General features: G+C 60.6%; 17 protein-coding genes. 6 read left to right on the top strand and 11 right to left on the bottom strand.

What is annotated here, in order from left to right; genetic code table 11:
• Window positions 1-12 precede the first annotated feature (12 nt).
• Genes A8C75_RS18235 through A8C75_RS18250 form a run of 4 tightly spaced genes read right to left on the bottom strand, consistent with a single transcriptional unit; the run spans window position 13 to window position 4,803 of the window.
• Entirely contained in the window at window positions 13-1,080 is a 1,068-nt protein-coding gene (locus A8C75_RS18235; RefSeq protein ID WP_067385633.1) for an MBL fold metallo-hydrolase, read from the bottom strand.
• Window positions 1,077-2,132: an ABC transporter ATP-binding protein gene (locus A8C75_RS18240; protein ID WP_067385634.1), complete on the bottom strand. Its 1,056-nt coding sequence runs from the start codon at window positions 2,130-2,132 to the stop codon at window positions 1,077-1,079. Before A8C75_RS18240 ends, A8C75_RS18235 begins: the two co-directional genes overlap by 4 nt.
• Window positions 2,120-3,817 carry an ABC transporter permease gene (locus tag A8C75_RS18245; protein WP_067385636.1) on the bottom strand — a complete coding sequence of 566 codons (1,698 nt, stop codon included), beginning with the start codon at window positions 3,815-3,817 and terminating at the stop codon, window positions 2,120-2,122. Before A8C75_RS18245 ends, A8C75_RS18240 begins: the two co-directional genes overlap by 13 nt.
• A 5-nt stretch (window positions 3,818-3,822) precedes the next feature.
• Window positions 3,823-4,803: an ABC transporter substrate-binding protein gene (locus A8C75_RS18250; RefSeq protein ID WP_067385638.1), complete on the bottom strand. Its 981-nt coding sequence runs from the start codon at window positions 4,801-4,803 to the stop codon at window positions 3,823-3,825.
• Window positions 4,804-4,944: 141 nt separating this feature from the next.
• On the opposite strand from A8C75_RS18250, the gene A8C75_RS18255 reads away from it, so the two are divergent.
• A complete protein-coding gene (locus A8C75_RS18255) occupies window positions 4,945-5,694 on the top strand; it encodes a DeoR/GlpR family DNA-binding transcription regulator (protein WP_067385640.1) in 750 nt (249 codons plus the stop codon).
• Between the two features lie 31 nt (window positions 5,695-5,725).
• Here the strand turns inward: A8C75_RS18255 and A8C75_RS18260 are convergent, their stop codons facing one another.
• Together A8C75_RS18260 and A8C75_RS18265 are read right to left on the bottom strand one after the other, a co-directional pair.
• On the bottom strand, window positions 5,726-7,183 hold the full coding sequence (locus tag A8C75_RS18260; protein ID WP_067385642.1) for a two-component system sensor histidine kinase NtrB: 1,458 nt from the start codon (window positions 7,181-7,183) through the stop codon (window positions 5,726-5,728).
• Between the two features lie 331 nt (window positions 7,184-7,514).
• Window positions 7,515-8,342 (bottom strand): DUF2726 domain-containing protein, encoded by an 828-nt coding sequence (locus A8C75_RS18265; protein WP_157890326.1) that lies wholly within the window; start codon window positions 8,340-8,342, stop codon window positions 7,515-7,517.
• A gap of 211 nt (window positions 8,343-8,553) precedes the next feature.
• On the opposite strand from A8C75_RS18265, the gene A8C75_RS18270 reads away from it, so the two are divergent.
• The 3 genes from A8C75_RS18270 to dacB all read left to right on the top strand — a co-directional run bounded on the left by A8C75_RS18270 (window position 8,554) and on the right by dacB (window position 11,383).
• Window positions 8,554-9,585 carry an EamA family transporter gene (locus tag A8C75_RS18270; protein ID WP_084784144.1) on the top strand — a complete coding sequence of 344 codons (1,032 nt, stop codon included), beginning with the start codon at window positions 8,554-8,556 and terminating at the stop codon, window positions 9,583-9,585.
• Entirely contained in the window at window positions 9,582-9,734 is a 153-nt protein-coding gene (locus A8C75_RS18275; protein WP_227819963.1) for a hypothetical protein, read from the top strand. Before A8C75_RS18270 ends, A8C75_RS18275 begins: the two co-directional genes overlap by 4 nt.
• Window positions 9,735-9,922: 188 nt before the next feature.
• On the top strand, window positions 9,923-11,383 hold the full coding sequence (dacB, locus tag A8C75_RS18280) for a D-alanyl-D-alanine carboxypeptidase/D-alanyl-D-alanine endopeptidase (protein ID WP_067385649.1): 1,461 nt from the start codon (window positions 9,923-9,925) through the stop codon (window positions 11,381-11,383).
• Between the two features lie 81 nt (window positions 11,384-11,464).
• On the opposite strand, the gene A8C75_RS18285 is transcribed toward dacB, so the two are convergent.
• A complete protein-coding gene (locus A8C75_RS18285) occupies window positions 11,465-11,899 on the bottom strand; it encodes a hypothetical protein (RefSeq protein WP_067385651.1) in 435 nt (144 codons plus the stop codon).
• A 263-nt stretch (window positions 11,900-12,162) separates the two neighbouring features.
• On the opposite strand from A8C75_RS18285, the gene A8C75_RS18290 reads away from it, so the two are divergent.
• Window positions 12,163-12,594, top strand: coding sequence for a DUF4399 domain-containing protein (locus A8C75_RS18290; RefSeq protein WP_067385653.1), 432 nt, complete (start codon window positions 12,163-12,165; stop codon window positions 12,592-12,594).
• Between the two features lie 24 nt (window positions 12,595-12,618).
• Here the strand turns inward: A8C75_RS18290 and A8C75_RS18295 are convergent, their stop codons facing one another.
• The 4 genes from A8C75_RS18295 to A8C75_RS18310 all read right to left on the bottom strand — a co-directional run bounded on the left by A8C75_RS18295 (window position 12,619) and on the right by A8C75_RS18310 (window position 16,768).
• Window positions 12,619-13,653, bottom strand: coding sequence for an acyltransferase family protein (locus A8C75_RS18295; protein ID WP_067385655.1), 1,035 nt, complete (start codon window positions 13,651-13,653; stop codon window positions 12,619-12,621).
• Window positions 13,654-13,798: 145 nt separating this feature from the next.
• Window positions 13,799-14,209 (bottom strand): GFA family protein, encoded by a 411-nt coding sequence (locus tag A8C75_RS18300; RefSeq protein ID WP_067385657.1) that lies wholly within the window; start codon window positions 14,207-14,209, stop codon window positions 13,799-13,801.
• 88 nt (window positions 14,210-14,297) lie between these two features.
• Entirely contained in the window at window positions 14,298-15,773 is a 1,476-nt protein-coding gene (locus A8C75_RS18305; RefSeq protein ID WP_067385659.1) for an AAA family ATPase, read from the bottom strand.
• A 62-nt stretch (window positions 15,774-15,835) separates the two neighbouring features.
• On the bottom strand, window positions 15,836-16,768 hold the full coding sequence (locus tag A8C75_RS18310) for a pirin family protein (RefSeq protein ID WP_084784147.1): 933 nt from the start codon (window positions 16,766-16,768) through the stop codon (window positions 15,836-15,838).
• Between the two features lie 125 nt (window positions 16,769-16,893).
• Here A8C75_RS18310 and A8C75_RS18315 point away from each other — a divergent pair, with 125 nt between their 5' ends.
• On the top strand, window positions 16,894-17,337 hold the full coding sequence (locus tag A8C75_RS18315; protein ID WP_067385662.1) for a DUF1499 domain-containing protein: 444 nt from the start codon (window positions 16,894-16,896) through the stop codon (window positions 17,335-17,337).
• The last annotated feature ends 6 nt before the right edge of the window (window positions 17,338-17,343 follow it).

A 17,343-nucleotide genomic window follows, 5' to 3' on the forward strand; every position in this document is an offset into this window, starting at 1 on the left:
TTATCTTCCTGCTCATATCTCAATCAGGTTTTGCATCAGCAAGCGGCTGCCCAGCGCCTGCTGCCAGGCTTCAAGGGGATCAAGACGACTGAACAACGGTACAACGCGCCTGGCATCCAGCACCCCGGCAAGCTGCAGCACATCGGTCAGCCTGGGATGTACATTCCAGCGCAGCCAGTGGGCGCGCCCGGACTCCACCTGAGCCTGGGCCACCGAAGGCATATAACCGGTGTAGAGCACGGCACGCTGCGGTTGCTGCGCAATAATGCGTCCGGCTTCCCCACCGACCCCATCCGGGTTGGCGGCAAGAATGATGGGCACATCATCGCCGAAGGGCTGGGGCTTGAGCCGGGCCAGCCGCTCGGCGGCCCCGGCTTGCAGCAACCCGGGCGCCAGGCGTTGGAGCAGTTCGAGCTGCCGGCGGCAGGGATCATCCAGAGTCCAGGGACACTCGGGCCTGTCGTTCAGCCAGAGTGCCATTTCCAGCGCCCGGCCCGAGGGCGGCACCGGCAACAGCAAGGGCCGCTCAAGCCAGGGCTCAAGTTCTGCACGACACACCTGCTGGACACGGTCATAGAGTCCATAGGAGGCATCCAGCAACGCCAGCGCGGCCGGCGGCGGCGTATCTAAGGCAAACAGCGTCGACTCCAGACTGAAATCGCCGCTGTAAAAAACGCCATCCCCCAAGGCCAGATGCAGCCAGACGCCGCCCAGCGAATGCCCGGCCTGGCCTGTGGTAACGGTAATGCCGGCAATGTCGATCGAGCCCTGCAGCGGCAGCAGGCGAATATCCCGCCTGCCGTGCAGCCCGGCGGCCACTGGGGCCGTGGCGTAAACAGGCACATCCGCCGGCACCTGGTGCAGCGCCGCGCAGTGATCAACATGGTCGTGACTCAGCAATACCGCATCCGGTATCTGCGGCAGCACCCAGCCACTGTCGGCACAGGCTTCCAGCGCACCGCCTGCATCCAGCAACAGGCAGCGCCCGTACCAGTGAACCAGAATCGCCGCCGGAGCCTTGGCATTCAGACCGCTGAGGACCTCGACCCGGCAGGCGGTGTGATCGGCCGCGGATGTCATGGGTGCTGCTCCAGCGCCCAGCCCTGCTCCAGTGTTATTTGTACCTCCTGATCCAGCGCCAGCGCATGGGGATGGTATGCCAGCAGTTCCTGCTCTCCTGCCAGGCGCAGGCGCACACTGAAGCGCTCGCCTCTATAGGCGGTGTCGATCACCCGCGCGGCTATGCCCTGAGCGCCACCGCCCTGGCCACAAATATGCACATGCTGAGGCCGCACCAGCACCGGCGCCCGGGCCGTCACCTCCAGCGCCGCGGCGCGCATCAGGCCCTGATGCAGGGCTGCGCTGTCCACGGCCTGGCCTGCGGTCACCGCCGGCACGTCCAGTATGCATCCTTCGCCGATAAAGTCCGCCAGCCAGGCTGTCCGCGGTGTGGCATAGAGCTGCTGCGGTGTGGCCCATTGCACCAGACGCCCGTGCTGCATCACCGCCACCTGATCAGCCAGGGACATAGCCTCGGACTGATCATGGGTGACGTACACCATAGTGGCGCCGGTACGGCGGTGAAACTCACGAAAGCTGTCTTCCATCGAGGCTCGCAGGTGGCGATCAAGGTTGGCCAGAGGCTCATCCAGCAGCACCACCGCAGGCTCGCTCACCAGACAGCGGGCCAGGGCCACGCGCTGGCGCTGACCGCCACTGAGATCCCGCGGTGCACTGTCGGCATAGGGCTCCAGCCGCACCACCTCCAGCGCCTCGCGCACCTTGCGTGCCCGGGCTTCTCCCTTTATGCCGCGCACGCGCAGCGCATAACCGACATTTTCAGCCACCGTCATATGGGGCCAAAGCGCATAGGACTGGAACACCATGCCCATATCCCGCAGCTCCGGCGCCAGATGGATGCCGTTAGCGGCCAGCACACGGTCATTCAGGCTGATCGAGCCGCCACTGAGGGACTCAAACCCCGCCAGCATGCGCAGGGTGGTGCTCTTGCCACAGCCACTGGGGCCCAGCAACGCCACAAAGGCTCCCTGCTGAATCGTCAGCGACAGCTGATCGACAACCGTATCGCAGCCATATTGTTTGCTCACCTGATCAAGGATCAGCTCTGCCATGGGATAACACCTTTGGGTAAACGATTGCCCAACAGACTCAACAGGGCCATGAGTCCGGCCACCATCAGCACGACCACCACCGAGACCGCCGAGGCCAGCACTGTGTCGCCGCTTTCATCAAGGTTGAAAATCAGTACGCCCAGGGTTTCGTTGCCGGTACTCCACAAAAGTGCAGAGACCGTCAGTTCATTCACTGCGATCAGAAACACCAGCAGGCCACCGGCACAGAGCGCAGGCGCCACCAGCGGCAGCACTATATCGATCATCCGACGTACGCCTCCGGCGCCGGCCAGCTGCGCCGCCTCATCCAGCGAAGGGTCCAGCTGGCTCACCACCGCCTGCACCGGTTTGAACGCCACGCTGAGAAAGCGCGCCAGATAGGCAACAAAAATGACCAGCAGGGAGCCATAAATACTGATGCCCAGCAGTGGCAGGGGCCGCGCAAACAGCAGGATGCAGGCGATCGCCAATACTACGCCCGGCAACGCATAGGGGATTTCGATCAGGCTCCTGATCAGCGTCTGCAGCCGCGGCGCACACTGGCGCAAAAACCAGGCCAGTGGCAGGCTTAGCAGCATCAGCACCAATGCTGCCGCTATCGACAGCACCAGGCTATTGCCCATCGCCCGCAGCGTCACACCCTGGCGACTGAACATCTGCAGATAGGCATCCAGCGTGAAGCTGTCTGCATTCAGCGCAACACCCAGCGCCGGCACCACTGAACCGATCAGCAGCGCCACCAGGGGCGCGACCAGAATAAGCAGCAATACCAGCACCAGCATGGCCTCCAGCCAGGGTCGCCAGGGCCCCAGGCGAAACTTCTGCGCCTGGCCGCTGTGGCCGATCAGCGCATAGTCTCGACCGCGGGAAAGACGTTGCTGCAGCCAGACTCCCGCTAGTGCCAGCAGACCAATCAGCACAGACAGACTCGCCACCTCGGTCAGCATCTGGCTGCCAAAGCCCGCCATGCGCTGGTAGATAAGGGTCGGCAGTACATAGTACGAGGCCGGAATACCGAGCATCGCCGGGATACCGAAATTTCCCAGCGCCGAAACAAACGCCAGAGACGTGCCCGCCACCAGTCCGCCACGACTCAGCGGAATGATCATGTCACGGCACAGGCGCCACTGTGAGGCGCCGCTGATGCGTCCCGCCTCGATCAGTTCGCGCGGAATATTGAGCAGACTGGTACGCAGCGCCAGATACACCAGCGGCGCATGCTGAATCCCCAGCAGCAGGGCAATGCCTGCGGCGGAATAGAGCGGCTGGGGCGACCCCAGTGGTGGCGCCAGGCCCAGGGTATTGAGCAAAGGACTGGCCGGCCCGAACAGTTGCAGCCAGCTCAGCGCCGTCACCTGGGGCGGAATCATCATGGGCAGCATGAAGCAGAACACCAGCCACTGGCGGGCGCGGATATTGGTCAGGCTGATACTGAAGGCAAACAGACTGCCCAGCAGCACCGCGATCAGGGTTCCCAGGCCCGCAGTCACCAGGCTGTTCCCCAGCGCCCGCCAGGTACTGGAGGCCCGCATGACACCGGCAAAGGGCGAGTCGAGGCCCAGTTCAATCTGGCGAAACGCCTCCAGCAACAGGCGCAGGCTTGGCAGCAGGCTGAGCAGGGTAATCAGCAGCAGTAACAGCATAAGCAGCCAGCGAGGCTGGCTGCCAAATGACACTGGATTCATCGAGTTCAGCCGCCGAACAGATCGCTGAAGCGACGCTTGTTGGCCTCGGCATCCTGCAGTGCCGCAGCGGCATCGAAGGGCAGCAGACGAATCTGATCCCGCGCCGGGAAGCCTGCAGGCGCCTCTATACCGTTGCGCGCCGGCAGGTAACCCTGGCTGGCCACCAGCTGCTGACCGTCGCTGGAGAGCACGAAATCAACAAACTTTTGCGCCGCCTGCGGATTTTGAGCGCCCTGCATAATGGCCACAGGCTCAGTCACCAGACTGCTACCCTCGGCCGGGAAGACAAATTTCAGCGGTGATCCCTTGGCCGCCTCGCGAATAGCCAGGAAATCGACGATCACGCCATAGGGCTTGGTACCGGACGCCACTGCCTTAAGCACCCCACCGTTGCCACCCTGAGCCATGGTCTGGTTGGCACTGAGCTTGGCATAGTGATCCCAGCCAAGGTCCGGCGTCGCCGTAATCATGGCCAGGTGAATCAGCGCGGCCCCGGAGTAAAGCGGGCTCGGCATCGCAACCTGCCCCTTGTACTGCGGCAGGCCCAGATCCGACCAGCTGCCGGGTTTAAGCTCGGCCGCGGTGTTATAGACAATGCCGGTGGTGATCTGCTTGGTGCCGTAGTAATAGCCGTCGGCGTCATACAGTGCCGGGGCGTAGGCGCTGCGTTGCGGGCTCTGGTAGGCCTGCAGCCGGCCTTCGGCCTCCAGCGCTTCCATGGTGACGCTGTCAGCAATCAGCAGCACATCCGGCTTGACCACACCGGCACTGAGCTCTGCCCGCAGCTTGGCCATCAGTTTGGTGGTGCCATCGCGTACCCACTCCACCTCAATATCGGGATAGGCGGCGCTGAAGGCGTCGACCGTCTGTTGCGCATCGGTATTCGGCTGGCTGGTATAGAGCACCAGTTTTTCCGCCGCCAGCGCAAGCTGGGGCAGTGACAGGGCAAGGACGGCAACACCGCGTTTCAGATTTCGCTTCAGCATCGGGCTTCTCCAACTCAGTGGGTGATGCTGCAACTCTACTGTCACCTATTTACAACAAGATGACAGGATACTTTCGTTTTAACGCCAGCGACTTTCGTTACGCGCATAAATCACTTTTTCACCGCCACAGGAACCTCGGGCATGTTCAAACGACAGCAGGCCATACTGCAACTGATCAACAGCCAGGGACGCCAGCCACTGGACACTCTGTGCGCCCGCTTCGGCGTTTCGATCCAGACCATTCGCACCGATATCAGACACCTCGCCGACCAGGGTCTGCTACTGCGCCGCCACGGCGAAGCCCTGCCCTTTCCGCACCGGGACAATGTCAGCTACGACCAGCGCCAGATACTCAATAGCCCCGGCAAGCAGCGCATCGCCAAACTCTGCCGCGAACAGCTTTGCGACTTCCAGCGCCTGATGCTCGGTACAGGTTCAACAGTAGCAAGACTTGCTCAGTTGCTGCGTGATCTCAAAGGAATACAGGTGATGACCAATAACCTGCACGCCGCCCAGGCGCTCTGTGATCATCCGGATTGCGAACTGCTGATGGCGGGTGGGCGCGTGCGCCGGCGCGACCAGGATGTGATCGGCGGCGATGCGCTGCGTTTCTTCCAGCGCTACCGCGCCGATGCGGGGGTGGTGTCCGTGGGGGCCATGGATCGTGACGGTAACCTGTACGACTACAACGACGACGAAATGATGGCGCGCGAGGCCCTGGTCGGCCAGTGCCGGCGGCGCATCCTGCTGATCGACAGCAGCAAATTCGACCGCCAGGCCAGCTGCGTCGCCGGCCATCTGAGTGACTTTGATATGGTGATCAGCGATCAGCCGCTGCCGGGGACTTTGAGTGCGCGCCTGAAAGCCCAGCAGATTCAGCTGCTGAGCTGAGCCTGCCAGGCACAAACCCGCCTTTTTTGCGTCAGGCTTCGGGCAGCTTGAGTTCGATATGAAAGCTCGTGCCGGAGTCGGCATCCGAGGTCACGGCCATATGGCCCTGATGCTGTTCGGTGATAACAAAGTAGGAGAACGACAGTCGTTTACCGGCATCCAGGGCCTGATCTGCTGAAGAGTCGCTGAAGTAGGGTTCGAACAGGTGCATCTGCTCATCACTGCTCAGAGCTACACCGTTGTGATGAATGCGAATCCAGAACGACTCGTACTCGGTGCTCAGTTCAATGCGAATACAGGGCTCATGGTCTGCCGTCTCCACCTGACCCAGAGCATTGCAGGCGTGGCGGAACAGGCTCAGAAAGACCTGCTGCAACTCGGTCACATAACAGGACACCATCGGCAGATCGTCCTCGTACTGCCGGTCGATGCGGATATCCCGAAAACGCAGCTGCGACGGCGCACTCAGCACGTCGTTCGCAAGCTCCAGCGTATGGTCCATGATATCCGGCAGATGCGCCAACTGGCTGACTTCAGTACGGCCACGGGCAAATGACAGCAGGTTATTGATAATGGATTCAACGTGCTGGCCTTTTTCCGACGCATCCGCCAGCAGGCTGCCGAACTTGTCCAGCTCGCGCCCGACTCCCTCTTCAGCTCCCTTGCCCTGATTCAGCAGGCTCTGAAAACTGCTCAGGTCGAACAGAATAGCCTGCAACGGCTTGTTGATATCGTGGGCCATGGTGGAGGCAAGCTCGCCCATGGATGACATCTTGTCGTGGTGGATCAGCATGTTTTCCGCCAACACCCGCTTGGTGACATCATCCACCAGAATAACCACGCCGCTCTCGCTGTGATCCTGCAGCGGGTAAACGGTAATATCAAAATGGTAGGTGCCGGGCTGGCTCTGCTTGAAGGTGAGGGTTTCGTTATTATCCATCGCCTGGCTGATCTGACGCGGTGATACCGTAATGGACGGATACAGATCCCAGAGGTTTTTATCCAGCGCATCGGCGGCGCTAATACCGGAGATTTTCTCGGCCTTGCTGTTCCACTGCGTGATCTGACCCTGTCTGTTCAGGCCAATCAGCATCAGCGGCATGGAGCTGAGGATATTGCGAATATAGGATTCCGAGGATTTCAGCAGGCCTGAGGTAATTACATGCTGCTGCACTTCCTGCTCCAGCAGCTGATTGGATTCCCTGAGCAGCCGGTTGGACTCGTCCAGCGTGGCGGTACGTTCCAGCACCCGCTGTTCGAGGTTGTTGCGAATGGCCTTGAGGGCGCGGTTGGACTTCTGCACCCGGCGCCAGATAACGAACATATTGATTGCTGCGATAGACAACAGAATAATCAGGATACCGCTCGACCAGTTGGCGACGTACTGCCAATTGGTTTTGCCATCAGCGTCTTTGAACAGCGAAATCAGGTCAGCGTGGGTAATAGGGCTTTGCAGCAATAACAGCGTCAAGAATAAGTATTTTTTCATCTCTACATTCAATAATCAGAGAAAATATTAATGGCATTTCAGGGCTCGTCGGGGATGCTCCATAAACCCAAGCCTGCCAATAACCCTAACGCTGCTATTGCACTGCCGACTCAAACAAACACCACCCGACCAACATTCCCAACAGCACCAACCCGCTCAATGCACGATGACAAGCCTTTTTCTCTTTTCAGGCAAAAAAACAGCCGGCCTTGCTAACAGTTGAAACTGCGCCAAATTGTACTGTACCCGCCTCCCAATGGCTATGACGCTGCGGTCGAGTAGCAAGGCACCGACAGCTGGTCGAGCCCGTAAATAACCTGTGGATCGCCCCTCAGGGTACCAACCCTTCGAGTCGCTGACTCAAGGCGTCATCGCTGCGCTTTACCTGCAACGGCATGCGCTGACGACAGCTCGGTGCCAGACTGCAGGCCCAGTACGCCTTGTCTGGCGCAGCGCCTTTGGGTGCTCGCTGCAGCAGCATGGGTGCCGCGCAGCGCGGACACTCCATACTCTGGGCACTGGCAGTCGCAAAAGGGTCCATCGACCCTCTGTCCTGTCTCGCCGACAGCGACAGGCCGCCCTCGATTATCGATTCAAACAGAGGTTCACGTTCCGCTCTTTGCGGTGCCGATGTGAACGCCAGCACCAGCGGCTCAAACAGCGCATCGAACTGCAGGCCAAGATCCGCGACCTGATAGCTGGCCTGGGCTGGCACTCGCAGCAAGGGTAAACCGGCCTGTTCACAGATGGCATCCAGCTGCAGATCGCGGCCTGCCATTTTGGAGTGTCGCCGCGTAGGCGCATCCAGCTCTACCGCACAGACAGGCTCCAGCGTCGCCCGGGTACAGACCAGAAAGCTGAATTGCCGGCCGTCCAGCCCCGCCATGGCCGCATCCAGAGCCTGCCCTTCCAGGGTCTCGTCCACCGTCACCACATCGGCCAGTGCGATTCGCGCCAATACGCGATGGTCCGTGCCCACCGCCTGCTCCAGCACCTCCAGAAAACGGCATTGCTCATCGTTCAGCAGCCGCTCGCCAAGCTCATAGGACGCCATCTCTTCATCGGCTGGGGCCCTGCGACGACGCAGCACCAGTACCACCAGAGCCAACACCACCAAAGCCACCAGAACTGGCCAGTTAAACCACTGCATTTGATTCATATCCTCGTCCGCAATCGAGCGTTGCTGCCACAGGCAGCAGGGCGTATTTTCACCGTCGCAGTACAGCAGTCGATGCCTGAACAGCAGCCAAACGCGGCGGGGCCTGTGATCGATATGCTGCAAAAATTGTCTGTCGACGCCAAAACTGGCGTTGACGCTAGGACAAGCCGTTAGAATGGCGTTTTTACGCCTGCCGGACACACCCTCACCGATGAACAGAAAAGCCTGGACCCTCGCCCTGCTGGTAATACTGGCCTGGGGATGCAATTTCGTTTTTATCCGCTGGGGACTCGATGAACTTCCGCCCATGCTGCTCGGTGCACTGCGCTTCATCTGTGTCGCCTTTCCGGCGATTCTGTTTGTGCGCCGGCCGGCCCTGCCGTTTCGCTGGCTGTTTGCCTACGGTATCACCATCAGTTTCGGCCAGTTTGCCCTGCTGTTCAGTGCCATGCATGTCGGCATGCCGGCGGGGCTGGCTTCGCTGGTACTCCAGGCCCAGGCCATATTCACCCTGGTGTTCGCGATGCTGTTCCTCGGCGAACGCTGGCAGCCCCAGCAGCTCTGGGCACTGCTGATCGCGGGGCTGGGGCTCGGCGTTCTGGCCAGCCAGGCTGACCCGGCCACCATGACCCTGGCGGGCTTCGGCCTGACGCTGGCAGCCGCGGCCAGCTGGGGTGCCGGCAATATCATCAATCGCCATATAGGCAGCCGCGGCTCCGTCGATCTGGTGAGCCTGGTGATCTGGGGCGCCCTGATTCCGCCGCTGCCCTTTATGCTGATGTCGTATTTTATGGAAGGGCCGGAGCTGATCATCGCCAGTCTTGCTGGAATGGGCATCAAGTCACTGGTGTCCCTGACCTATCTGGCACTGGTCGCCACTATTTTCGGCTATAGCACCTGGGGCTGGCTGCTCCGGCACCACCCCGCTTCACGCATAGCGCCACTGACATTGCTGGTGCCTATAGTCGGGCTGCTCTGCGCCTGGCTGATTCTGGACGAAAGTCTGTCAGCGGTGCAGGCGATCGGCATTGCACTGGTCATGCTGGGGCTGCTGGTGAACAGCTTCGGTCAACGCTGGCTGCAGCAGTTCAAACGTGCCCTGGCCTGGCCTTATCCCCGGGCCAGGCCAGGGGAACTTCTTGCAAAAGTGAACTACCTAAACCATACCTGTAGTGTCTGTTTCTGCGAGGCTTCCCCATGTACAAAACCAAATACTGGACAGCCGAACAGCTGGCGAAGATGAACGAGAAATCTTTTCTGGTTGAAGCACTGGACATGATCCGCCTGTCCCCCGAGCTCAGTGATGGCAGTAGTACCATTGAGGCCATGAAGAGCAAACTCGATGCCCTGGAGGCTGCCCTGGGCATTCGCCTGGACGGCCTCCAGGACTGACACCCCTCCATCTCGCAGGCTGGGCTCGGCCCGCCTGCGACCGTCAAGCCACCTGCATCCCACCGCACTCATCTGTCACATTCCCCTGAACTGTTATCCTTGATCAGTGACCAACACTCCTTAGTCATCAACGCTCTTGAATTACCAACCCACACCGCTGCCCTCTGGGCCAGGATTCTGCCACTACCATGAAACTGCGACTTTTCCTGCTGCTGTTTGTGAGCCTTGCAATGATCAACAACAGCGCCCGTGCCGAAGCTCCCGCCGGGAGCTGGCAGTCCCTGCTGGCGCTGGCACCCACCGGCAGCCAGATTGGACTGCGCGTCGAGCCGCTGGGTGCCAGCGGCAATGTGCGCATCGATTATCAGTCTGATCTGCTGTTGCCGCCGGCCAGTACACTTAAGCTACTGACCGCCTACGCCGCCGAGCTGCAGCTGGGGCCCGACTTTCGCTATCAAACGCGGCTCTGGCGCCGGGGCCAGCAGCAGAACAACCGCTGGCAGGGCGACTGGCGACTGGAATTCAGCGGTGCACCGGACTTCAGTCGGGCCCAGCTGAGCCAGTTGCTGGAACAGATCAAGCAAAGCGGCATTACCCAGATCAGCGGCGATCTGCTGCTGGACAACTCCGCCTTCGATGGCTACGACCGCGGCAATGGCTGGCCCTGGAACAACCTCGGCGTCTGCTACAGCGCACCGGCGGCGGCGATCATACTGGACGGCAACTGCGTGGCCGCAAGCCTGACCCCCAACGCACCGGGCACAGAAGCACGTTTCTTTGTCCCGCCGCACCAGCCGCTGGATGTCACCAATGAAGTCGTGACCGTCACCCTGCAGCAACAGCTGGAAAGTCTGTGCGAGCTGGAAATGGATACAGGCCCCGGCAACCATTACCGCCTGCACGGCTGCGTGGCCAATAACCGCAAGATCGTACCGCTGAATTTTGCCGTCAATGACCCCGTTGCCTTCACCCGCGACGTCATTGCCCAGCAGCTACAGCAACTCGGTATTCAGCTGCAGGGGCAGATTCGCGGTATCCATGACGCCGGCAGCAACTGGCAGGCCGTGATGCAGCTCGAATCCGCACCCCTGTTGCAGCTGCTGACCACCATGCTGCAGGATTCGGATAACCTGATTGCCGACAGCCTGCTGAAAACCCTGAGCAATCAGGCCGGCAGCCCTGGCAATTTCCGTAATGGCGTACGTGTCATGAAAGACCGGCTGGAAGAGACACTGGGACAGCGCCTTGAACCCGCCACCCTGGCGGACGGTTCGGGCCTGTCGCGGGATAATTTGTTACAGGCCTCCCAGCTCGCCGCCGTGCTGCGCCAGCTAGCCCGCACGCCGGCATCCAGCAGTTATCAGGCGCTGGCGGTGGCCGGCGAGTCCGGCACCCTGCGTTATCGCAGCACGCTGCGAAAGCCTCCGCTACTGGGCAACGTGCGCGGCAAAAGCGGCACCATCAATGGCACCAGCAACCTGGCCGGCTATATCACCGGGGCCTCGGGCCAGCGCTATCTGTTTGTATTGATGGTGTCTGGAATCAGTCTGAGTGATGCCGACCGACGGGCGTCCTGGCGTGATCCGCTGCAGCATCCGGTACGGGCGTTCGAGAAGGCCATGCTGGAATGGATTTACCAGCGCGGCTGACAAAAACGAAAAAGCCCGAAGCGCTGACCACCGGGGTCATCGCTTCGGGCTTGCTTAAGGCTGGCTTACAGTTAAGACGGCTTATTGCGCGGCTTTTGCTTCAGCTTCAGCTTCAGCCTCGGCCTTCATGCCTTCCTCGGTGCCCATCGCGTCCTTGGCCATATCCATAGCGGCATCGGCGGCGCTGGCGATCTGAGTGGAAGTCGCACTCGCCATGGCAGAAGCTTCTGAGGCCACATCCGCGGCCATGTTCTCGGCGCCTTCCACCATATCGGTGGCGGTGTCTGTCACGGCATCAGCGGCATTGGTCGCCATGTCCTTGCCTTCTTCCAGCATGGTTTCAGCCTTTTCCTCAACGACCTCTACGGTGCTTGGCGCAGGCTCGACCTGGGCTTCTTCTGCCGCCGGAGCGGCAGCGGGCGCTTCTGCCTTTTTGTCAGCCTCATCGTTGCCGCAACCGGTCAGGGCTACGCTGGTCAGCAGTACCGCAGAACAAAGCAAATAGGGCAGTTTCATAACTATCGTCACTCCATGTCGTTGAATAATCGTGGCCCGCAATGCAGCAGACACCGCATCGGGGGCAGTCGATATCGGGTAACCCGGATAGCTTCAATATAAACCCGAATCCCCGACACCGTTCCCAAAAGGTGCGCACAATGTGCACCGCCGAGCCTTAACCGCTCCTGAGCAAGGCATTGTGATCCATACTGAGTCGGGTTGGCAGCAAATGACCGACACCCCCCGATAACGGACAAACCCCAAAAAAATGGATGCATCCTATGCAATTTAAATCGACGCTCGTTACATCAACACTACTTTTTTGTGTCGCACTGCTGGCACCGCTGGTGCAGGCCGACACCCCCACCGCCTCAAACGAAGGCGCCCGCGTCTATATCATTTCGCCCGCCGACGGCGACACTGTGCCTCAGACCTTTACCGTACGCTTTGGCCTCAGTGGCATGGGCGTGGCGCCGGCCGGCACCGACACGGCAGGTACCGGCCACCACCACCTGCTGATTGACCGAGCCGAAGCACCGCCTGCCGGCATGCCGATGGATGCTACTGTGCAGCATTTTGGCGGCGGCCAGACCGAAGTTGAACTCAGCCTGGAACCCGGTGAACACAGCCTGCAACTGCTGCTCGGCGACATGAAACACATCCCCCACGAGCCTGCCGTGCTGTCGGAGAAAATCACCATCCAGGTGAAATGATTCAGTACTGGCAGACCTGAGCCATCACCAGCCGGTCAGCATGCGGCTATGCCGCGGCCAGATGCGCCGCACCAGCCAGGCCACAGCGTAGCTGCCCGCCGTCGCCAGCACCAGTGACAGCAGGCTCGCGGCCAGGTTGACCAAGGCGCCGGGGTGCCAGGCTTTCAGGCCCGGCACCAGCAGACTATGGACCTGTGTCAGCACAATGGGGTGAATAAAGTACAGTGCGAAGCTGGCGGCGGACACCTGCAACAGCCAGGGCTTTTCCGGTCGCGTCGTCAGCCAACTGGCAAACTCCAGCAACACGATGCACAAAAACAGCTTCTGCCAGAACATCAGGTCAATACCGTTGAAGGTCAGCGCCGCCTTGTGATAATTGGCCAGGTGCGGGAAGACCAGCGTCTGCAATACCACAAACAGCGAGACGCCCAGCAGAGACACGGCAAAAATCAGCCGATGATGCCTGTTAAGCACGGCGAAATGCATCGAATACAGGATGCCGGCCAGGTAATAGGGCGTGAAATAGACCAGTGACTGCAGCACATTGGCATTGCCCAAAGGCCGGTGCACGAGCATCGCCATCAGCGCAAACTCCAGCAGCAGCAGCAGGCGCGCTGCAAGGCTGGCCCGGATAAAGAACAGGTACAGCGGCGACAGCGCAAACAGCGTCATGACAAAGGGGATATACCAGTGCGGGTATAGAATATAGCCATCGTTGACCTGCCAGTAGATATTCTCGACAAACTTCGCCACCGTCATGCCCGGCTTGGCGAGCCACGCCAGCATCATCGGCAGCAGTGCCACCAGCGAGATCACCAGAAACGGATAAAATACGTTCTGCACTTTCTTGCGCATAAAGCTGACATATTCAAAACGGCGATAGAAAACGTTGTGAAAGAAAAACCCCGAGATAAACACGAACACCGCCGTACCGCCGGCAATCAGATTCAGCAGTGCCAGCGGCAGGGTTCGGTCGACATTCACCACCGCATGCCCAAGCATAATGGTCAGGATGGCGATACCCCGCAGGTAATCGAACTCCAGATAGCGCTGTTTCAAGCTTGTACCTTTCCTTGCGCCCATAGCGGCGCCCAGAGTCAAAATCCGGCTATCCGGACACGGCTAAAATACCAGAGATGAAACTCTGCCGTGGGGTTTATCAACCAGCAAAATACAGCATCAGAAAAGGGGCTGCCGGCCAGACTCAATTCGGATAATCGTCAAACTGTGGCAGCGTTTCTGTCGATGTATCCCAGGCGGCCCGGCTGGCGCAGAAGATATGCGCCTCGGGCATAATTCCCGGCTCATCATCCAGCGAACCTGCCGGCACCAGCACGTAGCGGCCGTCGGCGCTCACATGGGGCACCGGTGCGCCACAGGTGCGACAGAAACTGCGCGCAAAACGCTCAGCCTCATTCAGCCTGAAGTGCTGCACCTGCTCGGTTCCATCCAGCCACTGCAGCTGATCCGGTTTGCAGAACAGATTGCTGGCATGGGATGAACCTGTGGCATGACGACAGCGGCTGCAGTGGCACATCAAAAAGCGCCTGAAGGGACCATCGATACGGTACCGCACGGCGCCGCACAGACAGCGCCCCTGCTTGACGGAGCTCATAAAGAATCCTCGCGAAGTGCGCCTGAATACGGCCTGAAAGATCCGCTCGCATCAGTGGCAGAAATCACAGACGTTTCAGCTGCGTAAATTAGTCGCAGGGCACCGTTCGGCTCTGCGCCCAGTGTCGCAACTGCGCCACAGGTTCAGCCATCAATATCGACAGCGGCCGTGTCTGCGCCAGTTCCTGCAGCAACACTTGCGTATCTAACACACAGGCCTTGGCATGGGCGGCATAATAGGCCGAGACCACGGCCTGTTCAATCTCGGCGCCGGAAAAGCCGTCACTGCGCTGCACCAGCGCGTCCAGATCGACGTCGGCAGGCTCCACGCCGTGGCGGCGCAGGTGAATACGCAGCGTTTCAGCCCGCGCCTGGGCCCCGGGCAGGTCGACGAAGAACACCTCGTCAAAACGCCCCTTGCGCACCAGCTCCGGTGGCAGCACCTGAATGTCATTGGCCGTGGCCACCAGAAAGACCGCACCGCGCTGCTCCGACATCCAGGTCAGCAACGTGCCGAGAATACGCCGCGAGGTGCCCTGATCCCCCTCCCCCGTAGCCAGGCCCTTTTCGATCTCATCGATCCAGAGTACGCAGGGCGCCATCACCTCGGCGGTCGCCAGGGCTTCGCGCAGATTGCGCTCCGACTCACCGATATATTTGTCGTAGAGCGCACCGGCATCAAAGCGCAGCAGCGGCACACCCCAGCTGCCGGCGACCGAGCGGGCTGCCAGGCTCTTGCCACACCCCTGCACCCCCAACAGCAAAACCCCGCGCGGACGCTGCCCGCCGGGCGCACCGGCCTCGCCCAGAAAAAACGGCCGCCTTGTCGCGAGCCACTGTTTCAGGCGCGTGAATCCCGCCACCTGAGCCGGACTCACACTGTCGTATTCAAACTGCAATACTCCGTCGCTGCCCAGCAGGCGGTATTTGGCCTCGGTAACCTGAGGCAGATCCGATGCGGTGATAGCGCCGTCATCCGCCATCGCATTGCGGGCCAGGCGGCGCACATCGATACGGGGCAATCCCCGCATGTTACGTACCAGCATCGCCAGCGCCTGGGGACTGGTTTTCACCTGAGTGCCGCTTTGCCGGCTCCAGAGACGCGCTTCCTGACGCACTATATCTTCAAGCTCCGCGGCGTCTGGCAGCGCCAGCTGCACCCGGGCGGTGAACTTTTCCAGCTCCGCCGGAACTCTGACCTCATGGCTCACCAGCACCAGGGTATGGCACTCGTCCAGGGCAATATCTTTCAGCAGGCGTATATGCAGCGGGTCATCAAGGAAGGGATGCAGGTCGGCCAGCATATAGATGCCAGGCTCGCGCACCGCGCGAATATGCCCCAGCGCATCCACCGGCTGCGCATGCAGCCGCTGTGCCGGCATTGCGACATCCAGGCGCGCCAGCCCCTCCGTCAGGCTCCACTTGAACAGCGGCCGGCGCTCGTGACGTACCAGATCGCACAACAGCTGCTGCACCCCTTTTTCGTCGTGACTGCTGATGACAATAAGGGCTATGCGCGAGCGCAACAGCGCGGCTATATCATGCAGTTCGGAATGGGAATTCATGGGCAGCGGCTCCGTCGGTTTTGTTCAGGCGGGCTATTGTCGTGGGGGCTATTTCAGCCGAATTATTTTAAACGAGAATTTTCAGACCAGGGCGGCGCTTTCAATGCCGGGCCCTGGTAGGCCCGCACCGGCAGGAAGCGCCGTTCGGCATTCCAGTCATCAAGTGCGGCACGAATGGTTGTTTCGTTGTGGCCGACAAAGTTCCACCACAGCTTAACCGGCTCAGCAAAGGGTTTGCCACCCAGCAGAACGCAGCGCGCACCCGGTGAGAGCGACAGCGACAAAGTGCTGCGCCCGCCGCCGAGAAAGCAGAATTCTCCGGCCTCCAACGGCTCCGGTGAACAGGCCTCCCCCTGCAGCGTCACCATACCCGTCAGCACACAGAGTCCATGATCGAACACGGGATCCAGCTCCTGGGCCAGTTCCCCGCCACTATCGCTTAAAAACTCGGCCGCCAGCAGCGGCGAATAGGTGCGCGCCGGTGAAATCAGATGATCCAGAGATCCCATAATCACGCAGCCCTGCACGCCATTGCGCTCAAACCTTGGCAGGTCACTCAGATGTTCAAAGCTAGGCTCGCAGCACTCGGCGCTTTGCGGCAGCGCCACCCAGAACTGTACCCCGAACAGGGGATCCTGGCTGTCCGGCGGGGTTTCCTCGGAATGGGCAATACCGGCGCCGGCGGTCATCAGGTTCAGCTGGCCCGGCGCAATGCGCTGTTCATACCCCAGGCTGTCCTTGTGCAGCACCGCGCCGCTTGCCAGCCAGGTCACCGTCTGCAAGCCGATATGGGGATGGGGCCCCACGTTCAGTCCCGTGCCCGGTGCAAAGGTTACCGGCCCCACCAGATCCAGAAAACACCAGGGCCCCACCATGCGCAGCGCCCGCTGCGGCAATAACCGGTTCACTATCAGCCCGGCTCCCAGGTCGCTGCTGCGCCCCAGCAATCGCGTCATCTGCGCCGGCGCCACCGCACCGTAGGCATCCACCACCATGTTCACCTCCTGCGCAAACCAGGGCAGACATCGAGAGCCGCCGGCCTGCTATGATTCATAAGGATTTAACAAACCCTAAGCATAGAAGCCGGTCGCCTTGGTCGCCCTGCCCACAGAAGGCCAATATGAAAAAGAATTCCCGACTAACCTGGTGGATCCCCGCGCTCTTGTACCTGGCGGGCTGCAGCTCACAGGCGCCCTCCGATCTCGGATTGCACGACGGCCGCCTCGCGCCCTGCCCCGGTACACCCAACTGCGTGGGCAGCGAATATCCCGATAGTGCCGAGTGGGTTGCACCGCTGAACTTTTCAGACCCGGCGCCCCAGGCCTGGGCGCGGTTGCAAGCGCGCGTTCAGGCCCAGGGCGGGCAGATTGAAAGCGTCAGCGATATCTATATGTGGGCGACCTATCGCAGTAAGCTGCTGCGCTTTATCGATGATGTGGAGTTCCGCCTGGATGCCGAACAGCAGCGGATTCAGCTGCGTTCGGCCTCGCGCCTGGGCTATTCCGATCTGGGCGTCAACCGTGAACGTATCGAGGCCCTGCGCAGCACCTTCGCCACCGAATAGCCCAGG

This window comes from Marinobacterium aestuarii (assembly GCF_001651805.1).
In the GTDB taxonomy this organism is placed as follows: domain Bacteria; phylum Pseudomonadota; class Gammaproteobacteria; order Pseudomonadales; family Balneatricaceae; genus Marinobacterium_A; species Marinobacterium_A aestuarii.